Genomic DNA, 20,446 nt, shown 5'->3' with positions numbered 1-20,446 from the left:
CTTTTATGAATATTACTCTTAGTTCTCAATTATGAAATCATATATCTACTTCAGTCTGGTCATTCTTTTTTCTTTAGCAATTATACAGCCGGCATACAGCCAGTTTGAAGGGCAGGTTGAGTATCTGATTTTAAGTGAGGAAACCTCGCAGCCGGAGAGAACAAATCTGAATATGACATTTACCAAAGATCGCATCTTTGTTGAGTCAAGCAGTTCATTGGAAGTGATGTCTGGGATTAGCACGAATGGAATTTTGATTCGGAACGATCATCAGGATTTTATTTTCAATACCGGTGAAAATGAAGCCTTTAAAATTGCGAAGTACGATATCGACAGACTGGCGGATTTGATGAACAGAGTATCCGGAAAATCAGACAATGGAAATTCCTCCAATTTTGATTGGGAGAACAGGGTGGTTGAAACCGGTAATTCAAAAGAACTTCATGGATATACGATAAATGAGTTTGTGCTGCAAAGCGATGAAGAGAATAAATCAGTTTCAATCTGGTTAACAGATCAAATAAAAGTAGACTGGGGCTTACTCTATGAAGCATGGCAAACTACGGGGCGCAAACAAGTTGAAGAGGATGTACCTGTTGAGTTGATCATGAACCAAAATAGTTTTCCGCTTCTGATTGAAGGATTTGAAGATGACAAAAGGGTGTTTAAAGTAGAGGCTGCCGCTATCAATCAGAGAACATTTGACAGATCAAAAACGGAAATTTCACCCGATGTGGAACTACTGGGTTTCAGTGATTTGATGATGAATATGTTTAGACAAAGGAGATAGAGCGAACTTCATGCAGATTCGTTGGTTGCTCCCCATTTTTATTATTGCCGGCCTGTTCACCGGCTGCTCTCAGTACTCTTCAACTGAAGATAAAAGAAATTCGGTGTCGAATATCGAGACTACCTACCCAAATCCGGACCCTGAAATTTCTGCACTTCTTGAAAGCTATCGGGATTCATTAGATACGGTAATGGGGCAGAAAATTGCCACTGTTCACGATACACTTCGATTCAGCAAACCCGAAAGCCCGCTTGGAAATTTGGTAGCAGATGCATTGCGCTACAGAGCCGGGAGTGAACTGAAGGAGTTTGTCCACTTGGGCATAATCGGAGCTTCATCGTTTGGTCTTTATCTTACACCCGGTGAACTGACTCTGCACGAAGTGATGGAATTTATGCCCTACGAGAATCACCTGGTGATTTTAAAAATGCGTGGGTCAAAAGTATTTGAACTAGCCAATCAAATTGCAGAAATGGGCGGTGCTCCGGTCAGTGGTATACGCTTTCGTATTGAGGATGGTGAGGCTCGAGGTGTACTTGTTAATTCACAGATTTTAGACCACAGTACAGAATATATGGTGGCAACGAGTAGCTGGGCCGCAAATGGCGGAGATCGATTCCCCGCACTCTGGGACTATAACGACCGAATTGATTTATATGACGTAAATGTTCGGGATCTTTACACCGATTATTTTAAAAGCCGGCAGGATATCTACCCAAATTTAGACGGGAGGATAAGGTTTTGATATCCAGAAAAGAGTTTTTAAAGCGAGGTGCACTACTTGCTGCAGGAGCTACTATGCCGTTAGGTCTCACAGGTAAATTGTTGACACCAACGGCTTCGGCTATAACAATTTTGTATACAAACGATACACATGCCCGTTTGGATCCCTTTCCAGAAAATGCAGTTGATTATGCCGGGCTTGGCGGAATTGCAAGACGTGCCTCACTCGTTAAAAAAATTCGTACTGAACAGAAAAATGTGCTCTTGCTGGATGCAGGGGATGTTTTCCAGGGAACGCCGTGGTTTGATGTTTATGGAGGGAAAGTTGATCTGAAGTTGATGTCCGAAATGGGGTATGATGCCATGGCAGTCGGTAATCACGAATTTGATCGTGGTCCGGATGGTTTTGCGGAGGCGGCTGATAAGACGGATTTTCCAATTCTTGCTGCAAATTATGATGCTGCCGGTACGCCGATGAATCCTTACCTTCGCCGATTAATAGTACGTGAAATGGATGGGTTTAGAATCGGGATTTTTGGCTTAGGTATTGAATTTGAGGGAGTTATTCCTTCAGAACTTCATGGTGGTGTTAAAGACAGAGATCCCGTTGCGTGGGCAAACGGAATGACAAACAGCTTGCGGGATTACCACAAGTGTGATTTTATAATCTGTTTAAGTCATTTAGGATTTCAGTATAACAACGGAAGAATGGACGATATGAAGCTGGCTGAAAAAGTAGCCGGAATAGACCTGATCATTGGTGGCCACACGCATACGTTTTTAGACTATCCTGTTGGAGTGGTGAATCCGGAAGGTAATGTCACTCAAATCACACAAATGGGTCATGGTGGAGTTCGCCTTGGTCGAATTGACCTGGATATCAATTCCGGTAACCAAAAAACTAAAATGTCCGACCGATTCTATGTCATCGGTGAAGATTTTAATCTCTCTTCTTAATCCAAAGATATGGGATGAGTCCAGCCAAATGGATCGTCAATTTTGCCATATTGAATACCTGTAATAGTTGCGAACATTTTTTTAGCAAAAGGCCCAATTTTTTCCTCATCCAATCGAATGGTCTCGTCCCCATGTTGAATGACTCCGACCGGTGAAATTACCGCTGCAGTACCGGATCCGAAGACTTCTTTTAGTCTCCCGGATTTATGAGCTTCAATAATTTCATCGATTCCTACTCTACGCTCTTCAACTACTGTACCCCAATTTTTAGCAATTTCGATCACGGATCTTCGGGTAATTCCCGGAAGTACCGATCCGGATAGTTTTGGAGTAACCAGTTTCTCATCAATTTGAAAGAAGATATTCATAGTACCCACTTCTTCGATGAACCGTTTTTCTTTGGCATCCAGCCAAATAACCTGTGTAAACCCTTTCTTCTGAGCATTCTGGGCAGGTAAAAAACTTGCTGCATAGTTTCCGGCGGCCTTAGCTTCCCCGGTGCCTCCTTCAACAGCGCGTACAAATTTCTCTGAGGTGGTTAATTTTACCGGGTTAAATCCCTCGCTGTAGTAGGCTGCCACCGGACTTGTAATCACATAAAATCGGTATTCCTTCGATACTTTAGCGGCAAGGTATTCTTCGGCGGCAAACATAAAAGGCCGCACGTAGAGTGCGTGACCATGTTGCTTCGGTACCCACTGATGATCCAGGGAGATCAGCTCTTCAAGTCCTTCAATAAAGATCTGTTCATCAATTTCAGGCATGCATAGGCGTCTGGCTGAATTGTTTAGCCGTTGATGATGATCCTTAGGCCTGAAAAGGTGGAGCGTTTCATCATCCACATGATAGGCTTTCATCCCTTCAAAAATAGCCTGACCATAGTGCAATGCCTGCATAGACGGGGTAAATTGAATCGGACCGTATGGAATAATCTTTGGTTCGTGCCATTGGCCGTCTTTATAAACCATCTCAAGCATATGATCAGAAAAGATCCTCCCAAACTGCAGATGATTAAAATCAACCTCGGAAATTCTGCTTTGATCTGTTTCGGTAATGCTTATTTTCATAATGGCTTATTCGTTTACATTCAATCCTATTAAAGATAACAGGAATTTTTGTAAATCTTAGGCAAAAACTAATAATTCAGTCCTATTGCTCTTATGAAAAAGATCATTTTAATTACTGTTTTTTCAATATTTATGGCGGATGGCGCTTATTCGCAAAGTGTTAATGATATTACGCCTCATATCCTGTCTATGCGTGATAGAGCCGAGGTTATGGACCGGTGGGCAGAAAATCGATTAGACCATTTGGTACCGGAGTTGATGAGAAGGGAAGGAGTTGATATGTGGGTTTTGGTGGCCCGCGAATATAATGAGGATCCGGTGTTGTTAACCATGCTCCCTGCAACCTGGCAGTCCTCACGCAGAACAACAATTTTGATGTTTTTCGATCCGGGAAATGGTGAACCTTTGGAGCGACTGGCCGTAGCCCGGTATAACATCGGGTTTTTTGAAACGCAGTGGTTTCCGGATGAGGAGCCGGATCAGTGGAAACGGTTTGGACAGGTGGTTGCCGAGCGAAACCCGGATAAAATTGGGGTGAATTTTTCTGAAAACTTTGCCTTGGCTGATGGGATCAGCTATACAGACTATACGAATTTGAAAAATAGTCTGAGCTCTGATCTTCAAGATCGTATTGTCTCAGCTGAAAATCTGGCCATTGGCTGGCTCGAAACCCGCACAGAGGAGGAGAAAACAGTTTACAGGCAGATAAACCGAATTGCCCACAACATTGTAGCTGAGGGATTATCAGAGCGGGTTATTACTCCGGGAATTACAACTACTGAAGATTTGCAGTGGTGGTACCGGGAAAGAATACGCGACCTGAACCTGACAGCCTGGTTTCACCCATCCGTTTCGGTTCAGCGAAGTGAATCTGATGAACATGACGGAGACTTTTCGGATCGGTCCGGTGCGGATGTCATTATGCCGGGTGATCTTATCCATATGGATTTTGGAATTGAGTACCTGGGTTTGTCAACAGACACCCAGCGTCATGCCTACGTTCTGCGGCCCGGAGAGACGGAAGCTCCAAAGGGATTACGAGATGCTTTGAAAATTGGAAATCGCCTGCAGGATATTTTAACGAATGAGTTTAGAACAGGCAGAACCGGAAATGAAATTCTGACATCAGCGCTTCAAAATGCAGAATCTGAAGATATCAACGCAACAATTTATACACATCCGATAGGATATCAGGGACACGGTGCGGGCCCCATCATTGGGCTTTGGGATCAACAGGATGGAGTACCCGGCAAGGGAGATTATCCGTTGTATCCAAATACAGCTCACTCCATTGAATTAAATGCAGAAGTATATATTCCCGAGTGGAATCGATCCATTCGAATCATGCTCGAGGAGGATGCCATTTTTGATGGAGCAGAGGCCGCGTATACTGATGGCAGGTTGGAGGAGTTTTATCTGATACCGAGACAGAAATAAAGATTCTTACCGGTAAAATTTTGTACAAATACTCTATTTCTTTGAATGGATTGGATCTTTTTTGAATTGAATCTGTAAGGAAGCACTATATCCGGTATCTTATATATAGCTATCGAAGAATTGAAATTAGCACATAGGAAAAGGCAGATATGGTAAAGGAAGCGAAGCAGGTCCTGCAAGAAACGTTTGGTTACAATCAATTCAGACCGCTTCAGGAAGAAGTTATTTCAAAAGTTCTCAAGAAAAAAGATTCATTAGTGATCATGCCCACCGGCGGTGGGAAGTCGATCTGTTATCAAATACCGGCGCTTATTTTTGATGGCTTGACCATTGTGATCTCTCCGCTTATCTCGCTGATGAAGGATCAAGTTGAGCAGCTGGATGAGTACGGAGTACCCGCTCTTTTTCTGAACAGTACGTTGACACCTGAACGGTACAGTGAAAATGTCCGAAAATTAAAAAAGGGGGAAGCAAAACTTCTCTATCTGGCTCCCGAGACGCTTATGATGGAGAGTACACGCGAACTTTTAAAAGGGTTGACGGTGGACTGCTTTACCATTGATGAAGCGCACTGCATTTCTGAGTGGGGACACGATTTCAGGCCCGAATACCGACAGCTTGCAACGGTTCGGAAGGACTTTCCGGATGCGGTTTGCCTGGCCTTAACCGCAACCGCTACACCAAGGGTAAGAGATGATATCCAGCAGATACTGGAGATGAAAGATTCTGAAACTTTCGTTGCCAGTTTCGACCGAAAAAATCTTCTTCTGCAGGTTGTGGATAAGCAGGAGCCGCTGGAGCAGATTCTTGATTTTCTTTACACCCGTCCAAAGCAGTCAGGAATTATCTACTGCTTTTCGCGTCGTCAGGTCAATGAACTCTACAGCGATCTAAAACATGAGGGGCATTCCGTTCGCCCATATCATGCCGGCCTTTCGGAAGCACAGCGTACCCGGAATCAGGAAGCATTTATCCGGGATGACATTCAGATAATTGTGGCAACCATTGCGTTCGGAATGGGAATCAACAAGCCGGATGTACGTTTTGTGATTCACCATGATATGCCACAGAATATTGAGTCGTACTATCAGCAGATTGGTCGGGCCGGGCGTGATGGTTTGCAGGCAGACTGCATGTTGCTCTACAGCTACTCCGACAAGCAGAAAATTCAGTATTTCATCAACCAGAAAGAGGGTGAAGAGAAGAAAGTTGCAGAGAAACACCTGGACGCACTATTGCACTTTCTTGAATATGACGGTTGCCGCCGGAAACCCCTGATGGAGTATTTCGGTGAGGAGTATCCGCATGATGAATGTGGTATGTGTGATAATTGCCTGCAGTACAAAGACAACATGCAGAACTACACGGAGCAGGCGCAAAAATATATGAGCTGTATTGCCCGAACAGACGAGACTTACGGAGCCTACTATATTGCTGATATCCTGAGAGGATCGAAGCAGAAGAAAATTTTGGAAAACGGCCACGACAAGCTGTCAACCTACGGGATAGGGCAGGAGTGGACGAAAAACCAATGGATCCAGCTTTCCAGATTGTTGCTGAGGAAAGATCTCTTGAAGAAGGATCCGGAACACGGAAGCCTGAAACTAACAGCCGCTGCTACAGCTGTACTGAAAGGAGATGAACGCGTTGAAGGAATTCTGGATCGAACACAGGCAACATCAGATGAAGATAAACCGTCTCGAACCAGCACGGATGTGGAGAACAAACACAATGCGGATCTGTTTGAAAAACTCCGGGCAAAACGGAAAGAACTGGCGGATGAGCAGGAAATTCCTCCGTATGCAATTTTCCCCGATACAACTTTGATGGAGATGTCGTATTACTTTCCTCAGGATGATGAGAGTCTGATGGCTATATACGGTGTTGGATCCGTTAAGCTGAAAAAATATGGCGATGACTTTCTGCCGATCATCAAAGAGTTTACCGAAAATAATGACGTGGATGAGAAGTCGAAAGCCATCAAGAAAAAGGTTGAGAAAACCACAGAAAAGAAAAAATATGAATTGGTCGGGGAGGAGTTTAATAATGGAAAATCGATTGAACATCTCGCTGAACAGTTTGGCGTTAAAGCCGTAACCATTTTGAGTAATCTGAAAAAATATCTGGATGATGGGAATAAAATTGAGCCGGAAGGAATTTTAGAGGCTTCTACACTTTCTCAGCGTAAAATCGATGAGGTTTATGCTTCCATGGATAAGGTTGGGGCTGATATTCTGAAACCGGTTTACGAAGATCTGGATAAAACGGTGGATTACGGTGAACTTCGTGTTCTTCAGCTGGCCTACCTGGCTGAAAACGGAGCCTCTTAAACGCTCTACCGAATGATTTAGTAACGTTTTATTAATCTTTTTATAGCTTAACTGTTTTATGATTTCGAAGTTTGTTCAATCTTTGAAAAGAACCCCGCGCGGACTATTTAATCCCTGGTTTCACCAGGATAAAAAGAATGACCTGGTTCCCAATGCTCCGGATATCAGAAAAAAACAGCTGGAGACTTACCTGGAGGAGAGGAAAGACAGGGCAAAGTACCTTTTCATTGCCGAGGCGCTGGGGTATCAGGGAGGTCATTTTACGGGAATTGCTATGACATCCGAGCGGATTTTACTCGGTTTCCAGGAAGAGAAGTACGGAGTTAAGCCAGAGCACGTTTTTAAATCTGAAATACCGAACCGGACGAGCAGACCGGATTTGATTGAAAAAGGGATGAGTGAACCAACAGCCACAATTATGTGGGGTGCACTCAGAGATCTTAAAATTGACCCGTACGAGGTGGTTCTATGGAATGCCGTACCGTGGCACCCATACAATCCCGATAAGGGCTTGTTGAGCAATCGCACACCTTTGGCGGGTGAAATGGAAGCCGGGTTAAGGCATCTGAAGAGTTTCATTCGTCTTTTTAATGCTCCTAAAATCGTGGCTGTTGGGCGTAAATGTGAGCAGAGTTTGTCTGAACTCGGAATTGATTACATTGGTGTACGTCATCCCGCAAATGGAGGAGCACCAAAATTCCGTCGTCAGCTTGCCGAAATGACTAACCCGGGTTGAAACTTTTTACATCAAAAAGACTTTATTTATTACTATTAAAGCTGATATTAAGAATATGAAAAGAGTACTACTAATCCTTACCGCTGTATTAATCCTGGCTGGCTGTGGCACAATACGTGATGCTGCGGACATTCGGGAACCCGATGTTACTTTTCAGGATATGTCTATCGATCAAATTACTTTTGACGGTGTGACCCTTCTGTTTGACTTTGAAGTAAACAACCCCAACCGTTTTGGTGTTTCGGCCGAACAGTACAGCTATGAGTTTTTTATCAATGAGCAATCTTTTATTACAGGATTGCAGGAAGATCCTCTTTCTATTGGCCGGGAATCTTCTCAGTCTATCCAGGTGCCTGTAACATTGAATTTTTCTGAAGTTTATGAAACATTCAGTTCTGTAGTGCGCCAGGACAGCCTTTCGTACGCACTCTCTACTGAAGTTGAATTTGATATGCCGGTGTTAGGAATGCGAAAAGTACCGGTTCGAACATCCGGAGAGATTCCAATACCTAAAGTCCCCAGAATTTCAATGGGAGATTTTAATGTAAAAGAGATGTCTCTGAGCGGAGCGGAAGTTGAGGTAACGTTTAATGTCCAGAACCCAAATCCATTTGCAATATCCATTGCGAATGCCGCGTACGAATTAACCGTAAATGGACGTAAGTGGCTGGATACAACGCTCGGCGAAACCATTCGGGTAGGCGGTTCAGAACGACAAACAATCAGCATTCCAATTCGCTTGAGTTCGTCTCAAATGGGTTCAGCATTGATGGACATTATGAGAGGAGAATCAACTTTTAATTACGATTTGAAAGGATCGGCTGATATCTCAGCAGATCTGCGGGGATTCCGTGATGGGCAAACATTTCCATTTGATTTGTCCGGAACCTATACGCTGGATTGATAAAACGGAAATTTTCGTTAAGATAATGCAGTAGATAAGTTTATAAACCAATCAACCATAAACACCTATCTTATGACAGTTTTAAAGACAACAAAATTATTAACGCTTTTTACAGCTTTACTTCTGTTTTTGGCTGTGGGCTGTGCAGAAGCGTTGGAGACAGAATCTAATAATGGGTCAGACTCAGACTCAGATCCGGAAGAGTATTTTGCACTGCCGGATTCGCCGGGTGAACAAGTAGAATCTGAAGAGTTTGATTTTTACGTTCAAACGGTCGTAGAAAGTTTGGATCTACCATGGGCAGCTGCGTTTTTACCTGATGGCATTGTACTCATTACGGAAAGAGATGGTGATCTCAGAAAAGTGAAGAACGGTGAGCTGCACTCCGATCCAATTAGCGGTGTGCCTGAAGTATTTGCGAATAATCAGGGCGGATTGCTGGATATCGAACCCCACCCAAATTACGAGGAAAACGGCTGGCTTTATATAAGCTATTCAAAACCACAGGATGGAGAGGGACAAACAGCCATCATCCGCGCTAAATTTGATGAAGAATCACACAGCTTAACCGACCTCGAAGAGCTTTATGTAGGAACTCCGTTCACAAGCAGAGGCCACCATTTCGGAAGCCGTATTGTATTTGATCACGATGGATATATGTTCTTTTCAATCGGTGACCGCGGTGAAATGGAAACAGCTCAGGACTTAAGTAAATCGAACGGGAGTTTGTTTCGCCTGAACGATGACGGTACTGTTCCTGAAGATAATCCTTTTGTTGGAAGCGAAGGTTTGGATGAGATCTATTCATACGGTCATCGAAATATTCAGGGAATGGCAGTTCATCCCGAAACAGGGATTGTCTGGACCAATGAGCATGGACCGCGCGGCGGAGATGAGATTAATATTAACGATAAACCCGGTGCGAACTACGGCTGGCCTGAGATTACCTATGGCATAAACTATGACGGTACAACCATTACGGAAGAGACCGAAAGGGAAGGCATGGAGCAACCTGTACACCAATATACACCATCTATTGCTCCGGCAGGTATGGCATTTGTTACATCAGACAAATACCCCGGATGGGAAGGTAATGCGTTGATTGGTGCTCTTTCATTTCAATTGATCTCCAGGGTAGAGTTGGATGGAGACCAGTTTGTTAAAGAAGAACGTTTGGTTGAAGGGATCGGGCGTATTCGCCATGTTATTGAAGGTCCGGATGGCTACATCTATTTCCTTAATGAATCGAATGGTACTCTGAATCGAATTGTACCGATCTCAGACTAACTTCTATTGAAAAACTTGAAAAGCCCGGGGAGAGATCTTCGGGCTTTTTCTTTTTAGTCTAATTCTTTTAAAGCAGTGGCGAGTTCCTGTAGTGATTTTTTAGCATCTCCAAAAAACATCTGGTTTTTATCACTGTAAAACAGATCGTTATCAATACCGGCATAACCGGGACTCATACTTCTCTTGAAGACAATCGTTCTTTTTGCTTCATCCACGTTCAAAATTGGCATTCCGTAGATTGGACTGCCGGGCGACGTTTTAGCTGCAGGATTCACAACATCATTTGCGCCAATGATGAGTACTACATCCGTTGATTTAAACTCGGGATTAATCTCATCCATGTCGTACAGTTGGTCGTAAGGGACGTCGGCCTCGGCCAGCAGAACATTCATATGTCCCGGCATTCGGCCGGCAACCGGATGTATTCCATATTTTACGGTAACTCCGCGTTCTTCCAGAATATTAGCAACTTCTTTCAGGGTGTGTTGTGCCTGAGCAACTGCGAGACCGTATCCGGGAGTGATAACAACTTTGGAAGCGTAAGTGCATTGAATTGCCACATCGTCAGCAAATGTCTGCTGATAGGATTTATCTCCATCATCTGAATCACCTGCATCGGATACTCCACCGAAAGCTCCGAAAAGTACATTTATCAGTGTGCGGTTCATCGCTTTGCACATGATATTTGTAAGGATCAATCCGGCTGCTCCAACTAAAGCGCCACTAATGATCAGTAGATTGTTACCGAGTACAAATCCAGCCATAGAGGCTGCAATTCCTGAATAAGAGTTGAGCAGTGAAATCACAACCGGCATATCTGCGCCTCCGATTGGCAGTACAGTCAATACACCTATTAGCAGTGCAAGGCCAAAGAGTAACCAAAAAACAAGCTGATATTCGGGGTCAACAGCGAACCATCCAACCAAACCTAAGGCAATTGCTGTTAAAAGAAGGTTAATATAATTCTGACCGGGTAGCGCAATTCTCCCCCCGCCAATAAATCCTTTCAGCTTTCCAAATGCGATAAAACTACCTGTAAACGTAATAGAGCCAATCAGTATACTGAGGCCCGTTGTTACCAATCCTTGAGTATCAAAAATTGAAGGGTCCAGTCGTGTGAATTCACCCCAGGCAACCAGTGCGGATGCACCTCCGCCAAATCCATTGAATATGGCAACCATTTCCGGCATGGCGGTCATCTGTACTTTTTTGGCTGCAAATATTCCTATGAACGCGCCAATAACCATTCCTGCAATAATAAACTCAAAGGCAATGATTTCGCGATCAAAAAGTGTAACTACAACCCCAATCAGCATACCGAGTGATGCCAGTTGATTTCCTGATCGAGCGGTTGCGGGCGAGCCCAAACGTTTGATTCCTACAATGAAGAATCCCGTGGCAATGAGGTAAAAAATTTGTATCAGATTCGGTAAAAAGGAATGAAAAGCTTCAGGTAAGAACTGGCTCATTTTTCACCCTCCTTTTTCTTAAACATCTCGAGCATTCTGTCTGTAACCATAAATCCACCAACCACATTAATTGTAGCAAATATGATGGCGGCAAATCCAATCCACTGCGCATAAACAGAATCGGGTCCGCCGGCAATAATCAGGGCACCAATCAGGGTAATTCCTGAAATGGCATTCGCGCCGGACATGAGGGGAGTGTGAAGAGTGGGAGGCACTTTTGTGATCAGTTCAAATCCTACAAAAGAGGCCAGCACAAAGATAAAAAGGTTGAAAATGAAAGCTTCCATAGTTTTATGCAGTAAGTCATGAGTTTGAGTACAGGCAGCTCTATTTAACAGAACCGGCTGTAATTTGATGCCGTTGGATTTATTTCATGTTTTCCTTCACAAATGGAGAGATGAGTTCTCCGTTATGGGTTACGGTAGCATTTGCAATGATTTCATCATCAAAATTGAAATTCGGTTGACCATCTTTGATCAGCAGATCAAGCAGGGACAGTATATTTTTTGAGTAGAGTTTGCTTGCGTGATGGGCAAGACTGCTCGGCAGATTTAAGGGCCCGTCTACAATTACTTCGTTGTGTCGGATCGTTTTCCCGGGTTCAGTCACTTCACAATTCCCGCCTTGCTCCGCAGCAATATCAATAATTACAGAACCTGCTGACATATCTTCAACCATTTGGCGGGTAATCAGCTGAGGAGCCGGTTTTCCGGGAATTAACGCTGTTGTAATCACAATATCAGATTTTGCCACATGCTTGTGGATTACTTCACGCTGTTTCTCCTTGTTTTGGTCTGATAGCTCCTTAGCATAGCCACCCTTGGTTTCAGACTCCTCCTCGAGCGGTACCTCTACAAATTTAGCACCTAAACTCTCTACCTGCTCTTTTACAGCTGGACGTATGTCGAAAGCTTCAACTACGGCTCCAAGCCGTTTTGCAGTTGCAATGGCCTGAAGACCGGCAACTCCGGCGCCCAGTACAAGTACTTTTGCGGGAGGTATGGTACCGGCAGCGGTCATCATCATGGGTAGATATCTGTCCAGGTGATTAGCTCCGAGAAGTGCTGCTTTATATCCTGCAATATTGCTCATAGATGAGAGAGCGTCCATCGATTGGGCACGGCTTATTCTGGGAATCGTATCCATCGCCATTCCGGTCAAATCGGCGTTCAGAAGGAAATCAACATACTTCTTATGCTGCAGAGGCCACAAAAATGCTATCAAGGCCGAATTCTTCTTCATTTTCTCAAGATCTTCAGCAAGAGGAGCCTGAACGGCCAATAGCAGATCCGTTTCTGATAAGATCTGATTCCGTTTTTTAATCTCTGCACCTGAATCGATATACTGTTGGTCAGAATAGCTTGATGCCAATCCGGACTCGCTTTCTATATAAATGGTGAGCCCCATTTTAGAAAGTTTTTCAGTCCCCTCAGGAGTAAGAGCAACACGCTTTTCAAGAGCCTCTGTTTCTTTGCAAACACCGACGATCATGACACGCCTCATTAATTTATTTTAGATAAACATAACCAATTTTAAATAATTTGCAACAGTAATGGCTAATTAGAACCCAAATTTTGGGTGAAGTAATATATGTGAGGGTCTATACATCTGATAGACAAGATTGACCAAAATTGAGTTGAATAATTGTTACATTTCGTTTAAAGAAAAGTAAAATCAAACCAATAAAATGAAAGATATTCAAGGAAAAACATTTGATGTAGTAATTGTCGGAAGTGGTCCGGCAGGATTGACTGCAGCAATTTATGCTGCCCGTGCCGATCTTAATCCAATCGTTTTTGAGGGACCCGAGCCCGGCGGGCAATTAACCCAGACGACTGAAGTAGACAATTATCCGGGTTATCCCGAGGGAGTGATGGGGCCAAAAATGATGGAAGATTTCCGTCAGCAGGCTACGCGCTTTGGAGCAGATTGCCGATACGGTTATGTTACCAGTATTGAGTTCGATGAGAGACCCTATAAGCTAACCGTTGATGAAGAGACGGAGATTTTTGCTAAAGCGATTATTATTGCTACCGGTGCATCGGCCAAGTGGCTCAATCTGCCAAGTGAGCAGCGTTTGCGCGGTAAAGGTGTGAGCGCCTGTGCAACCTGTGATGGGGCATTTTTCCGCGATCAGCATGTTGTCATTGTTGGTGGAGGAGATACGGCAATGGAAGAAGCACTCTTTTTAACAAAGTTTGCGAGCAAGGTATCTGTGATTCATCGCAGAGATGAACTGCGCGCTTCCAAGGCAATGCAGAACCGTGCATTTAAGAATGATAAAATTGAGTTTATCTGGAATTCAGGTCTTCTGGAAGTTCTTGGTGATCAGGTTGTGGAAGGTGTGAAAGTGAAAAACAAAAACACCGGTGAAGTTTCAACGTTAGAAGATGTAACGGGAGTGTTCATCGCTATTGGCCATAAGCCAAATACAGATCTGTTTAAAAACGTTCTGACAATGGATGATGTAGGCTATATCCAGACAAAAGGACAGTCAACAGAAACAGACCTTCCGGGAGTATTTGCCAGCGGTGATGCAATGGATCCGATCTACCGACAGGCTGTTACAGCTGCGGGAACCGGTTGCCGTGCTGCACTGGATGCAGAACGTTTCCTGTCCGATACATTAGACAGTGAAGAAGCAATTGCGCAAAAGCACTGGAAGTAAGAGGAGAGTTTTAGTCACTTATTAAAAATGAATAGTAATGGCAGGTATCTTCGAGATATCTGCCATTTTTTTATGGTTTTTTTCCTACAGTTTTATCCGTGGGATCATCGTTTTTCTTTTCATCTTCATCATCCTGAATATCGATGACTTCTGCATCTATTTCGTACTCGTCAGAAGATTCATTAATCTCTTTCTCTACAAAAACACGGACATCACTGACATAAAGCACAAGAGTGGTTATGGCTGTAAATATCGGTGCGTAAATTGCTAATACAGCAGCTCCGGCAACACCAAGCGTCAGTCTGCTTTCCAATAGCACATTGCCCTTTCGGTTTTTTACAATCACCCGTTTGGCATCTCCTTTACGGATGAGCTCCTTAATTTGTGAAATGATTTCCTGAACGGTTCCCTGAATCTCTTCGAGGATAGTTTTCTCTGTTTTTTCCATGATTAATCTCCATCAGTTTGAATTAAAACTGTAAGGAAGTTTGAATTCCTGTTTCATACTACGAGAAACCAAATAAAAAGATTCAGAAATATGCTATCAAGAGTTTATTGTGCGTCAACGATAGGAGTAGATGCACGTCTGATTGAAGTGGAAGTAAACCGAAGCGGAGGATTACCAAAATATTTTTTGGTAGGATTGCCCGACCGTGCCGTAAGTGAATCTAAAGACAGGATTGATGCCGCCTTAAAAAACGCAGATGCTTTTTTCCCTCGTGGGAGAATAACTGTCAATCTTGCACCGGCTGATCTGCCGAAGGAGGGGAGCGCATTCGATTTACCCATAGCAGTAAGCTTGTTAGCTGTATCGGAACAGGTAAAAACCGAAAAACTGGAAAAGTCACTGATTCTGGGAGAGCTGGCACTGGATGGGAAGTTGAGGCCGGTAAAAGGTGTATTGCCAATGGCTGTGGAAGCAAAAGAGCGAGGATTGAAATATATAATTCTCCCCGAAGAAAACGGCCCGGAAGCAGGTGTGGTGGATGGAATCGATGTATTGCCGTTTAAAGATTTGCGTGAAGTGATGAATTGGTTTGAGGATGAGCGTACAAAAGAACCGTTGATTATTGATCCAAAAAATCTGTTCAGCAAAAATGGAAAAGCTGAAGTGTTGGATTTTGAAGATGTACGTGGTCAGGAAAATGTAAAGCGCGCCCTAGAAGTTGCTGCTGCCGGAGGCCACAACGTTATTATGGTAGGCCCTCCTGGGTCCGGGAAAACGATGATGGCAAGACGGCTGCCTACAATTTTACCTCCGCTCACTTTGGATGAAGCTCTTGAGACCACGAAAATTCATTCGGTAGCCGGAATACTGGAAAGCGGTAAATCATTGGTAACTCATCGTCCATTTCGAAGCCCGCATCATACCGTATCGGATGTGGCTCTTGTTGGAGGGGGAAGTATACCCATGCCGGGAGAGATTTCAATGGCACATAATGGAGTTCTGTTTCTGGATGAATTGCCGGAGTTTAAAAGAAGTGCACTTGAGGTGATGAGGCAACCATTGGAAGATGGGAATGTAAGTATTTCGCGGGCCAGGATGAGCGTGAATTATCCGAGCAGAATTATGCTTGTGGCTTCGATGAATCCTTCGCCAACGGGTGACTGGTATGATCCGGATGATGAAAGTGGTTCAACACATATGCAGATGCAGCGATATTTGAATAAAATCAGCGGGCCAATGCTCGACAGAATAGACCTCCATGTGGATGTTGAGAAAGTGAGTTTTGATGAGTTATCAAATAAAAATAAAGGGGAGAACTCAACCAGTATTCGTGAAAGGGTGATTGAGGCCCGGGAAATTCAAGACCGACGTTTTATGGGTATTAGCGGTGTTTATTGCAATGCACAGATGAATACAAAGATGGCCAGGAAAATTTGCAGAATTGATGAGGCCGGAGAGCAGATGCTAAAAAAAGCGATGAATACCCTTGGACTGTCGGCTCGTGCTTTTGACCGAATACTCAAGGTTTCAAGGACGATTGCGGATTTGGATCGATCGGAAGGCATACTGTCAAATCATATCGCTGAGGCAATCCAGTATAGAAGTTTAGACAGAGAAGGCTGGTTAGGATGATCTAATCGGAAGTCTGAAACAATTTTAACTATTTTCGGTTATAAAAAAGAAAAGCTATGGAAGTTAGAGAAACAACGAAATATCATTCTTCTGACTGGGTGTTTACACTCCCTTTCATTCTGTTTCTGCTCTATTTATTGTTATGAGAGAGCAATGTAAAAGCAGAATTATATCCGGTCAATAACCCAATTTGGGATGAGTTTAATAAACCACGCGATGAGCCTCCATCTACGTGTGATGTAGGAGTAGGATTTCTTCTTTTCAATATCCTTTAAAATTTGCCGTACTGCCTTTTCAGTCTCGGCTACCCAAAACAATCCCTTCTTTCCCTCAATCATTTCACTTTTAACGAAACCCGGTTTTACATCCGTAACAGTGATATCGGCCTTCAATTTATTGCATCGTTGCCGATATGCTTGCATGTATGTTGAGATAAAAGCTTTGGAAGCGCTGTAAGGTGCAGCCCGGGACGATCCAAACAGACCCGCTATAGACGACATGCCTACCAGTTGTCCATGTCCCTGTTTTCTGAAATAAAGAAATGCTTCTCCAAAAAGCTGTACGAATCCGCTTATATTTACATCGATCACCTTCTGCTCCATTGCAATAATGGAAGAAGCAGGATGATTTGAGATGCCTGCATTCAGAACGATGATGTCCATGCCTCCCATCTGTTCTATGAGGGAATGAAGGGTAGATCGAGATTCACTAAAATGGGTGACATCCATCTCAGCGTAGTAGAATTGATTCCCCAACTCTTCTCTTAATTCTTTCAAACGGTCGATTCTGCGTCCGGTACCGCCAACAGTGTATCCTTTATTGACAGCGTGCCTGGCGAGATGTTCACCGATGCCTGAAGTTGCACCGATGATGATCATTCGTTTACTCACTCAATTGAGAATTAAACTTGAGATTCAACCGGCTGAAGGGATGGGTATTGTACTTTCAGCCATTCGTAAGCTCCAAATAGAAGAGCACTGTAGACCAGGTTTCCTCCAAGTGTATTGTGGAAAAATGGAATAGCTGCTGTATAGCAAGCAATCAGTCCTTCAGCGCTTAACGGGTATAATGGGCTTGAAATCCATACACCAAAGTTACTAACGATAAAGAAAATCAGAGATGCGCCGAGTGCGCCACCGATAACTCTGCCAATGGTTACTTTCTTGAGAAGGTAATACCCCAAAACAGCGATCATTGCAATACTACCGTATAGGTAGAGAAATCCACTGGTAAACCATGTGAACCCTTCGTAGTAGGCTGAATAGAAAAGATTGTTCAGGAGTAAGTCACTGATCCAAAAAGCGGTAATGGGAATGATAAAAGCCCATTTTTTATCCTTGAAGTAAGCAGCTCCGAAAAGAGCAATTGCACCTAGAGGGGTAAAGTTATAAGCATGTGGTAGCAGACGTGACAGTGCTGCGAAAAGTATAAAACCGGAAAGTATGTAAAATGTCTTCTTATTCATGAATATTGGTAGCCTTTTGATTCAACGTTGTAAATATAACAGTTGAAGAGCAAAAGTGTGAGGATGAAATCAGATTTCCTCAAAATAAAAAAACCCCGGTAAAAACCGGGGTTTGATAAATCTGTAAAAGGTTTTTTTTAGTTGGAAGCATTCAACTCGAGCTGTAACTCAATGTCTACTTTATTTCCAACAACTGCTGTTGCGGCCCAGTCGCCTACACCTACTCCAAAATCGTTGCGCATCAGTTCAGCATTAGCAACTATACCGGCTACACGTGTATTTTCCTGCATTGGATGATCCATTACACCTAAAAGCTCAAAAGGAAGATCGAATTCCCGGGTAACGTCACGAATAGTAAGTTCTCCACGAGCAACAAATTGATTTTCTCCTGTCTGCTCAATTGAACTGCTTACAAATTCCATGTTAGGCCACTCCGAAGTATTAAAGAAATCTTCAGACTTCAGGTGATTATCTCTTCGCTCATTTCTTGTATTCACGCTCTCAATTGGTATTGATACATCAAGGCTACTTTCGGCAAGGTTTTCCGGATCGAAATTGATTGTTGCATCAACATCATCAAAAGTACCGGTTACCGGTGTAAAGAAATGATTGATCGTAAATTTAATGGTACTGTGTGCTTTATCTACCTGCCAGCTTGTGGCTTCTCTGTCGATTGTTGTAAATGCAGCAAACGCAGTAAATAGAAATGCTGCAAGTGTAATATATGTCGCTTTTTTAAACATAACTGTATTGTTTTATTTTGAATTGTTCAATGTTAAACTAAATAGAATTTTATAGAATCCAAATACCTATTGGAATTATTCTCTTTTGTTTTAATTGATAATGCTTACGGTAGAATTACCGTTTCATCATTGGGTTAATTAATTATTAAGATGTGCTAAACTTTTAACTTCTTACTCAAACTTTTTGAGATTTCGAATCGCCATAGGCGCTCTGCATGATCGCCGGCATATTCTACCCCAATACGTTTGGAGGGAGCAATTTCTGTTGATGGGATTTCAACTCCACGATTTTCAATCCAGACCGGCGGATTTATTAGGTATGTTTTATTCAGGTCGGTTGTTATTCCCAGAGCCTGGGTGAGCTTTCCGGGTCCGTTGGCTAAATTGACATGATTTTTAACGGTTCTTCTCTCTATGATTTGATCTAAGCCATCAACCGGTAGAATACTTCGAATGAGTACGGCATCAGCAAATCCTGTGCGGTTGGTAACTACATTGAACAGGTGGTGAATTCCATAACAGAGATAGATGTAAGCGTGACCCGGCTTGCCGAACATCACTTCTGTTCGGTCTGTGCGCTTACCGTTATTTGCATGGCAGGCTTTATCATTGCGCCCACAATATGCTTCAGTTTCAGAAATAATACCGGCGGTGAAAACCCCATCAATCATACTACACAACACTTTCCCCAATAGTTTTTGTGCAATATCCACTACATCGGGATTGTCGTAAAATTCAACAGGCAAAACGTCTTCTTCAGAAAACATCAGGAAATTTCGGTATATGGATTTCTATCGGCTACTGGCGTTTTAAGATAAACTTCCTGATAGGAACGTGCCATAATGGATGTGATTACAAAAAGAACTGCGGCATAGAATACCCAAAAAACGATAATAATCAGAACAGTATAACCCTGGTAGAAATAGCGATAAGCGGTCAGAGCATATTCAAGATATAAGCTGATTCCATACTTGGCTATCTCAAAGAGAACGGTATAGGTAATGGCCGACCAAAAGGCGACTTTCGGGCGCATTCGTCGTTCACTGATGTAACGAAAAATGGCATAGAAGAGTAAAATCATAAAAATGACCGGAATCACATTGGTCAGAAAATCGGCCACCCATCCAAGTTCAATTACAATATCCGTATATGGGATATCAATTTCATTAAATGAAAACAGGGAGATAATGGAGATAGCCATACTAAAAAAAAGAAATACACCTCCAATCACACCAAATGCAAAAAAGTTATGTATTAATTCAAGGATGGGGTGTTTTCGGTCTTCAACATCAAATACGTCGAATAACGCATGTTTCATGGTGTGGAAAAGTCCTTGAGAAAAGATCATTAAGATAGCAATACCTGCTAAACCAAAGATTGTTCGTGCGTTAACCAACGGTTCAATGATGGTTTCAAGAGTAATTGCACTGCCAATAAGATCGCCCGATTGCCCCTCATAATTAAGAGTTGGAAGTAATTCCCTTCCATATCGAATCAGCTCTTCAAAGGCAGTATCAATGGATAATACAAATCCAATGATAGAGATGAGAATAAGAGTAAAAGGGATAGAACAGATAAAAAGGTTAAATGTAATAGCTGATGCATTAAAGAAGACATGCTTCTTCATTGCGAGATCAGCAACCATTTTCCAGTACGCCCGAAATTTATGTTTATCGAATAGCTGCATATTTATATAAAAATAAATGTAATTGGGTTGAAAGCCAATCAACTGTTATTAAGAATGCAGAATTAAAATCAGTCATTCAGATTTGCCAACTTATTGATCTTAA

At 42.9% G+C, this 20,446-nt stretch carries 20 protein-coding genes; 10 read left to right on the top strand and 10 right to left on the bottom strand.

Translation table 11 applies throughout. From position 1 onward, the window contains the following. Positions 1-31: 31 nt before the first annotated feature. The 3 genes from CWD77_RS10950 to CWD77_RS10940 are packed head-to-tail and all read left to right on the top strand — an operon-like array spanning position 32 to position 2,470. Entirely contained in the window at positions 32-790 is a 759-nt protein-coding gene (locus tag CWD77_RS10950; RefSeq protein WP_101073613.1) for a hypothetical protein, read from the top strand. A 10-nt stretch (positions 791-800) separates the two neighbouring features. Beyond that, a complete protein-coding gene (locus CWD77_RS10945; RefSeq protein ID WP_101073612.1) occupies positions 801-1,535 on the top strand; it encodes a 5'-nucleotidase C-terminal domain-containing protein in 735 nt (244 codons plus the stop codon). Further along, on the top strand, positions 1,532-2,470 hold the full coding sequence (locus CWD77_RS10940; RefSeq protein WP_101073611.1) for a bifunctional metallophosphatase/5'-nucleotidase: 939 nt from the start codon (positions 1,532-1,534) through the stop codon (positions 2,468-2,470). Before CWD77_RS10945 ends, CWD77_RS10940 begins: the two co-directional genes overlap by 4 nt. Here the strand turns inward: CWD77_RS10940 and CWD77_RS10935 are convergent. After that, entirely contained in the window at positions 2,467-3,537 is a 1,071-nt protein-coding gene (locus CWD77_RS10935; protein ID WP_101073610.1) for a branched-chain amino acid aminotransferase, read from the bottom strand. The genes CWD77_RS10940 and CWD77_RS10935 overlap by 4 nt on opposite strands. 93 nt (positions 3,538-3,630) lie before the next feature. Here CWD77_RS10935 and CWD77_RS10930 point away from each other — a divergent pair, with 93 nt between their 5' ends. The 5 genes from CWD77_RS10930 (at position 3,631) to CWD77_RS10910 (ending at position 10,231) form a co-directional block, all read left to right on the top strand. Further along, complete coding sequence (locus CWD77_RS10930) at positions 3,631-4,974, top strand: M24 family metallopeptidase (protein ID WP_101073609.1); 1,344 nt, start codon at positions 3,631-3,633, stop codon at positions 4,972-4,974. A gap of 149 nt (positions 4,975-5,123) precedes the next feature. After that, a complete protein-coding gene (recQ, locus tag CWD77_RS10925; RefSeq protein ID WP_101073608.1) occupies positions 5,124-7,304 on the top strand; it encodes a DNA helicase RecQ in 2,181 nt (726 codons plus the stop codon). A gap of 58 nt (positions 7,305-7,362) precedes the next feature. Next, positions 7,363-8,040, top strand: a complete 678-nt coding sequence (locus CWD77_RS10920; protein ID WP_101073607.1) for a uracil-DNA glycosylase — start codon at positions 7,363-7,365, stop codon at positions 8,038-8,040. 55 nt (positions 8,041-8,095) lie between these two features. Beyond that, the gene (locus CWD77_RS10915; protein ID WP_101073606.1) at positions 8,096-8,944 is read left to right on the top strand and encodes an LEA type 2 family protein; all 849 of its coding nucleotides are present in this window, start codon (positions 8,096-8,098) and stop codon (positions 8,942-8,944) included. Positions 8,945-9,016: 72 nt separating this feature from the next. Further along, positions 9,017-10,231 carry a PQQ-dependent sugar dehydrogenase gene (locus tag CWD77_RS10910; protein WP_101073605.1) on the top strand — a complete coding sequence of 405 codons (1,215 nt, stop codon included), beginning with the start codon at positions 9,017-9,019 and terminating at the stop codon, positions 10,229-10,231. A 53-nt stretch (positions 10,232-10,284) separates the two neighbouring features. Here CWD77_RS10910 and CWD77_RS10905 read toward each other — a convergent pair whose 3' ends face one another. The 3 genes from CWD77_RS10905 to CWD77_RS10895 all read right to left on the bottom strand — a co-directional run bounded on the left by CWD77_RS10905 (position 10,285) and on the right by CWD77_RS10895 (position 13,191). Then, complete coding sequence (locus CWD77_RS10905; protein WP_101073604.1) at positions 10,285-11,700, bottom strand: NAD(P)(+) transhydrogenase (Re/Si-specific) subunit beta; 1,416 nt, start codon at positions 11,698-11,700, stop codon at positions 10,285-10,287. Further along, positions 11,697-11,987 carry an NAD(P) transhydrogenase subunit alpha part 2 gene (locus CWD77_RS10900; RefSeq protein ID WP_101073603.1) on the bottom strand — a complete coding sequence of 97 codons (291 nt, stop codon included), beginning with the start codon at positions 11,985-11,987 and terminating at the stop codon, positions 11,697-11,699. Before CWD77_RS10900 ends, CWD77_RS10905 begins: the two co-directional genes overlap by 4 nt. Positions 11,988-12,066: 79 nt before the next feature. Further along, entirely contained in the window at positions 12,067-13,191 is a 1,125-nt protein-coding gene (locus CWD77_RS10895; protein WP_101073894.1) for a Re/Si-specific NAD(P)(+) transhydrogenase subunit alpha, read from the bottom strand. Between the two features lie 196 nt (positions 13,192-13,387). Here CWD77_RS10895 and trxB point away from each other — a divergent pair, with 196 nt between their 5' ends. Next, on the top strand, positions 13,388-14,368 hold the full coding sequence (gene trxB / locus CWD77_RS10890; protein ID WP_101073602.1) for a thioredoxin-disulfide reductase: 981 nt from the start codon (positions 13,388-13,390) through the stop codon (positions 14,366-14,368). Between the two features lie 70 nt (positions 14,369-14,438). Here the strand turns inward: trxB and CWD77_RS10885 are convergent, their stop codons facing one another. Beyond that, on the bottom strand, positions 14,439-14,816 hold the full coding sequence (locus CWD77_RS10885; RefSeq protein ID WP_101073601.1) for a DUF4342 domain-containing protein: 378 nt from the start codon (positions 14,814-14,816) through the stop codon (positions 14,439-14,441). A 90-nt stretch (positions 14,817-14,906) separates the two neighbouring features. Between CWD77_RS10885 and CWD77_RS10880 the strand changes: the two genes are divergently transcribed. Beyond that, a complete protein-coding gene (locus CWD77_RS10880; protein ID WP_101073600.1) occupies positions 14,907-16,448 on the top strand; it encodes a YifB family Mg chelatase-like AAA ATPase in 1,542 nt (513 codons plus the stop codon). Positions 16,449-16,615: 167 nt separating this feature from the next. On the opposite strand, the gene CWD77_RS10875 is transcribed toward CWD77_RS10880, so the two are convergent. The 5 genes from CWD77_RS10875 to CWD77_RS10855 all read right to left on the bottom strand — a co-directional run bounded on the left by CWD77_RS10875 (position 16,616) and on the right by CWD77_RS10855 (position 20,343). After that, complete coding sequence (locus CWD77_RS10875; RefSeq protein WP_133120220.1) at positions 16,616-17,338, bottom strand: SDR family NAD(P)-dependent oxidoreductase; 723 nt, start codon at positions 17,336-17,338, stop codon at positions 16,616-16,618. Positions 17,339-17,349: 11 nt separating this feature from the next. After that, positions 17,350-17,913, bottom strand: coding sequence for a DUF6580 family putative transport protein (locus CWD77_RS10870; RefSeq protein ID WP_101073598.1), 564 nt, complete (start codon positions 17,911-17,913; stop codon positions 17,350-17,352). 137 nt (positions 17,914-18,050) lie between these two features. Next, positions 18,051-18,656 (bottom strand): YceI family protein, encoded by a 606-nt coding sequence (locus CWD77_RS10865; RefSeq protein WP_101073597.1) that lies wholly within the window; start codon positions 18,654-18,656, stop codon positions 18,051-18,053. Between the two features lie 155 nt (positions 18,657-18,811). Next, positions 18,812-19,423 carry a DNA-3-methyladenine glycosylase gene (locus tag CWD77_RS10860; protein ID WP_101073596.1) on the bottom strand — a complete coding sequence of 204 codons (612 nt, stop codon included), beginning with the start codon at positions 19,421-19,423 and terminating at the stop codon, positions 18,812-18,814. Further along, positions 19,423-20,343 (bottom strand): YihY/virulence factor BrkB family protein, encoded by a 921-nt coding sequence (locus CWD77_RS10855; protein ID WP_101073595.1) that lies wholly within the window; start codon positions 20,341-20,343, stop codon positions 19,423-19,425. The genes CWD77_RS10860 and CWD77_RS10855 overlap by 1 nt, the downstream gene beginning before the upstream one ends. Positions 20,344-20,446 lie beyond the last annotated feature (103 nt).

Source organism: Rhodohalobacter barkolensis (assembly GCF_002834295.1).
GTDB classification, from domain to species: domain Bacteria; phylum Bacteroidota; class Rhodothermia; order Balneolales; family Balneolaceae; genus Rhodohalobacter; species Rhodohalobacter barkolensis.
Note: the sequence above shows the minus strand (reverse complement) of the source record. Positions and strands in the feature narration are given on the sequence as shown.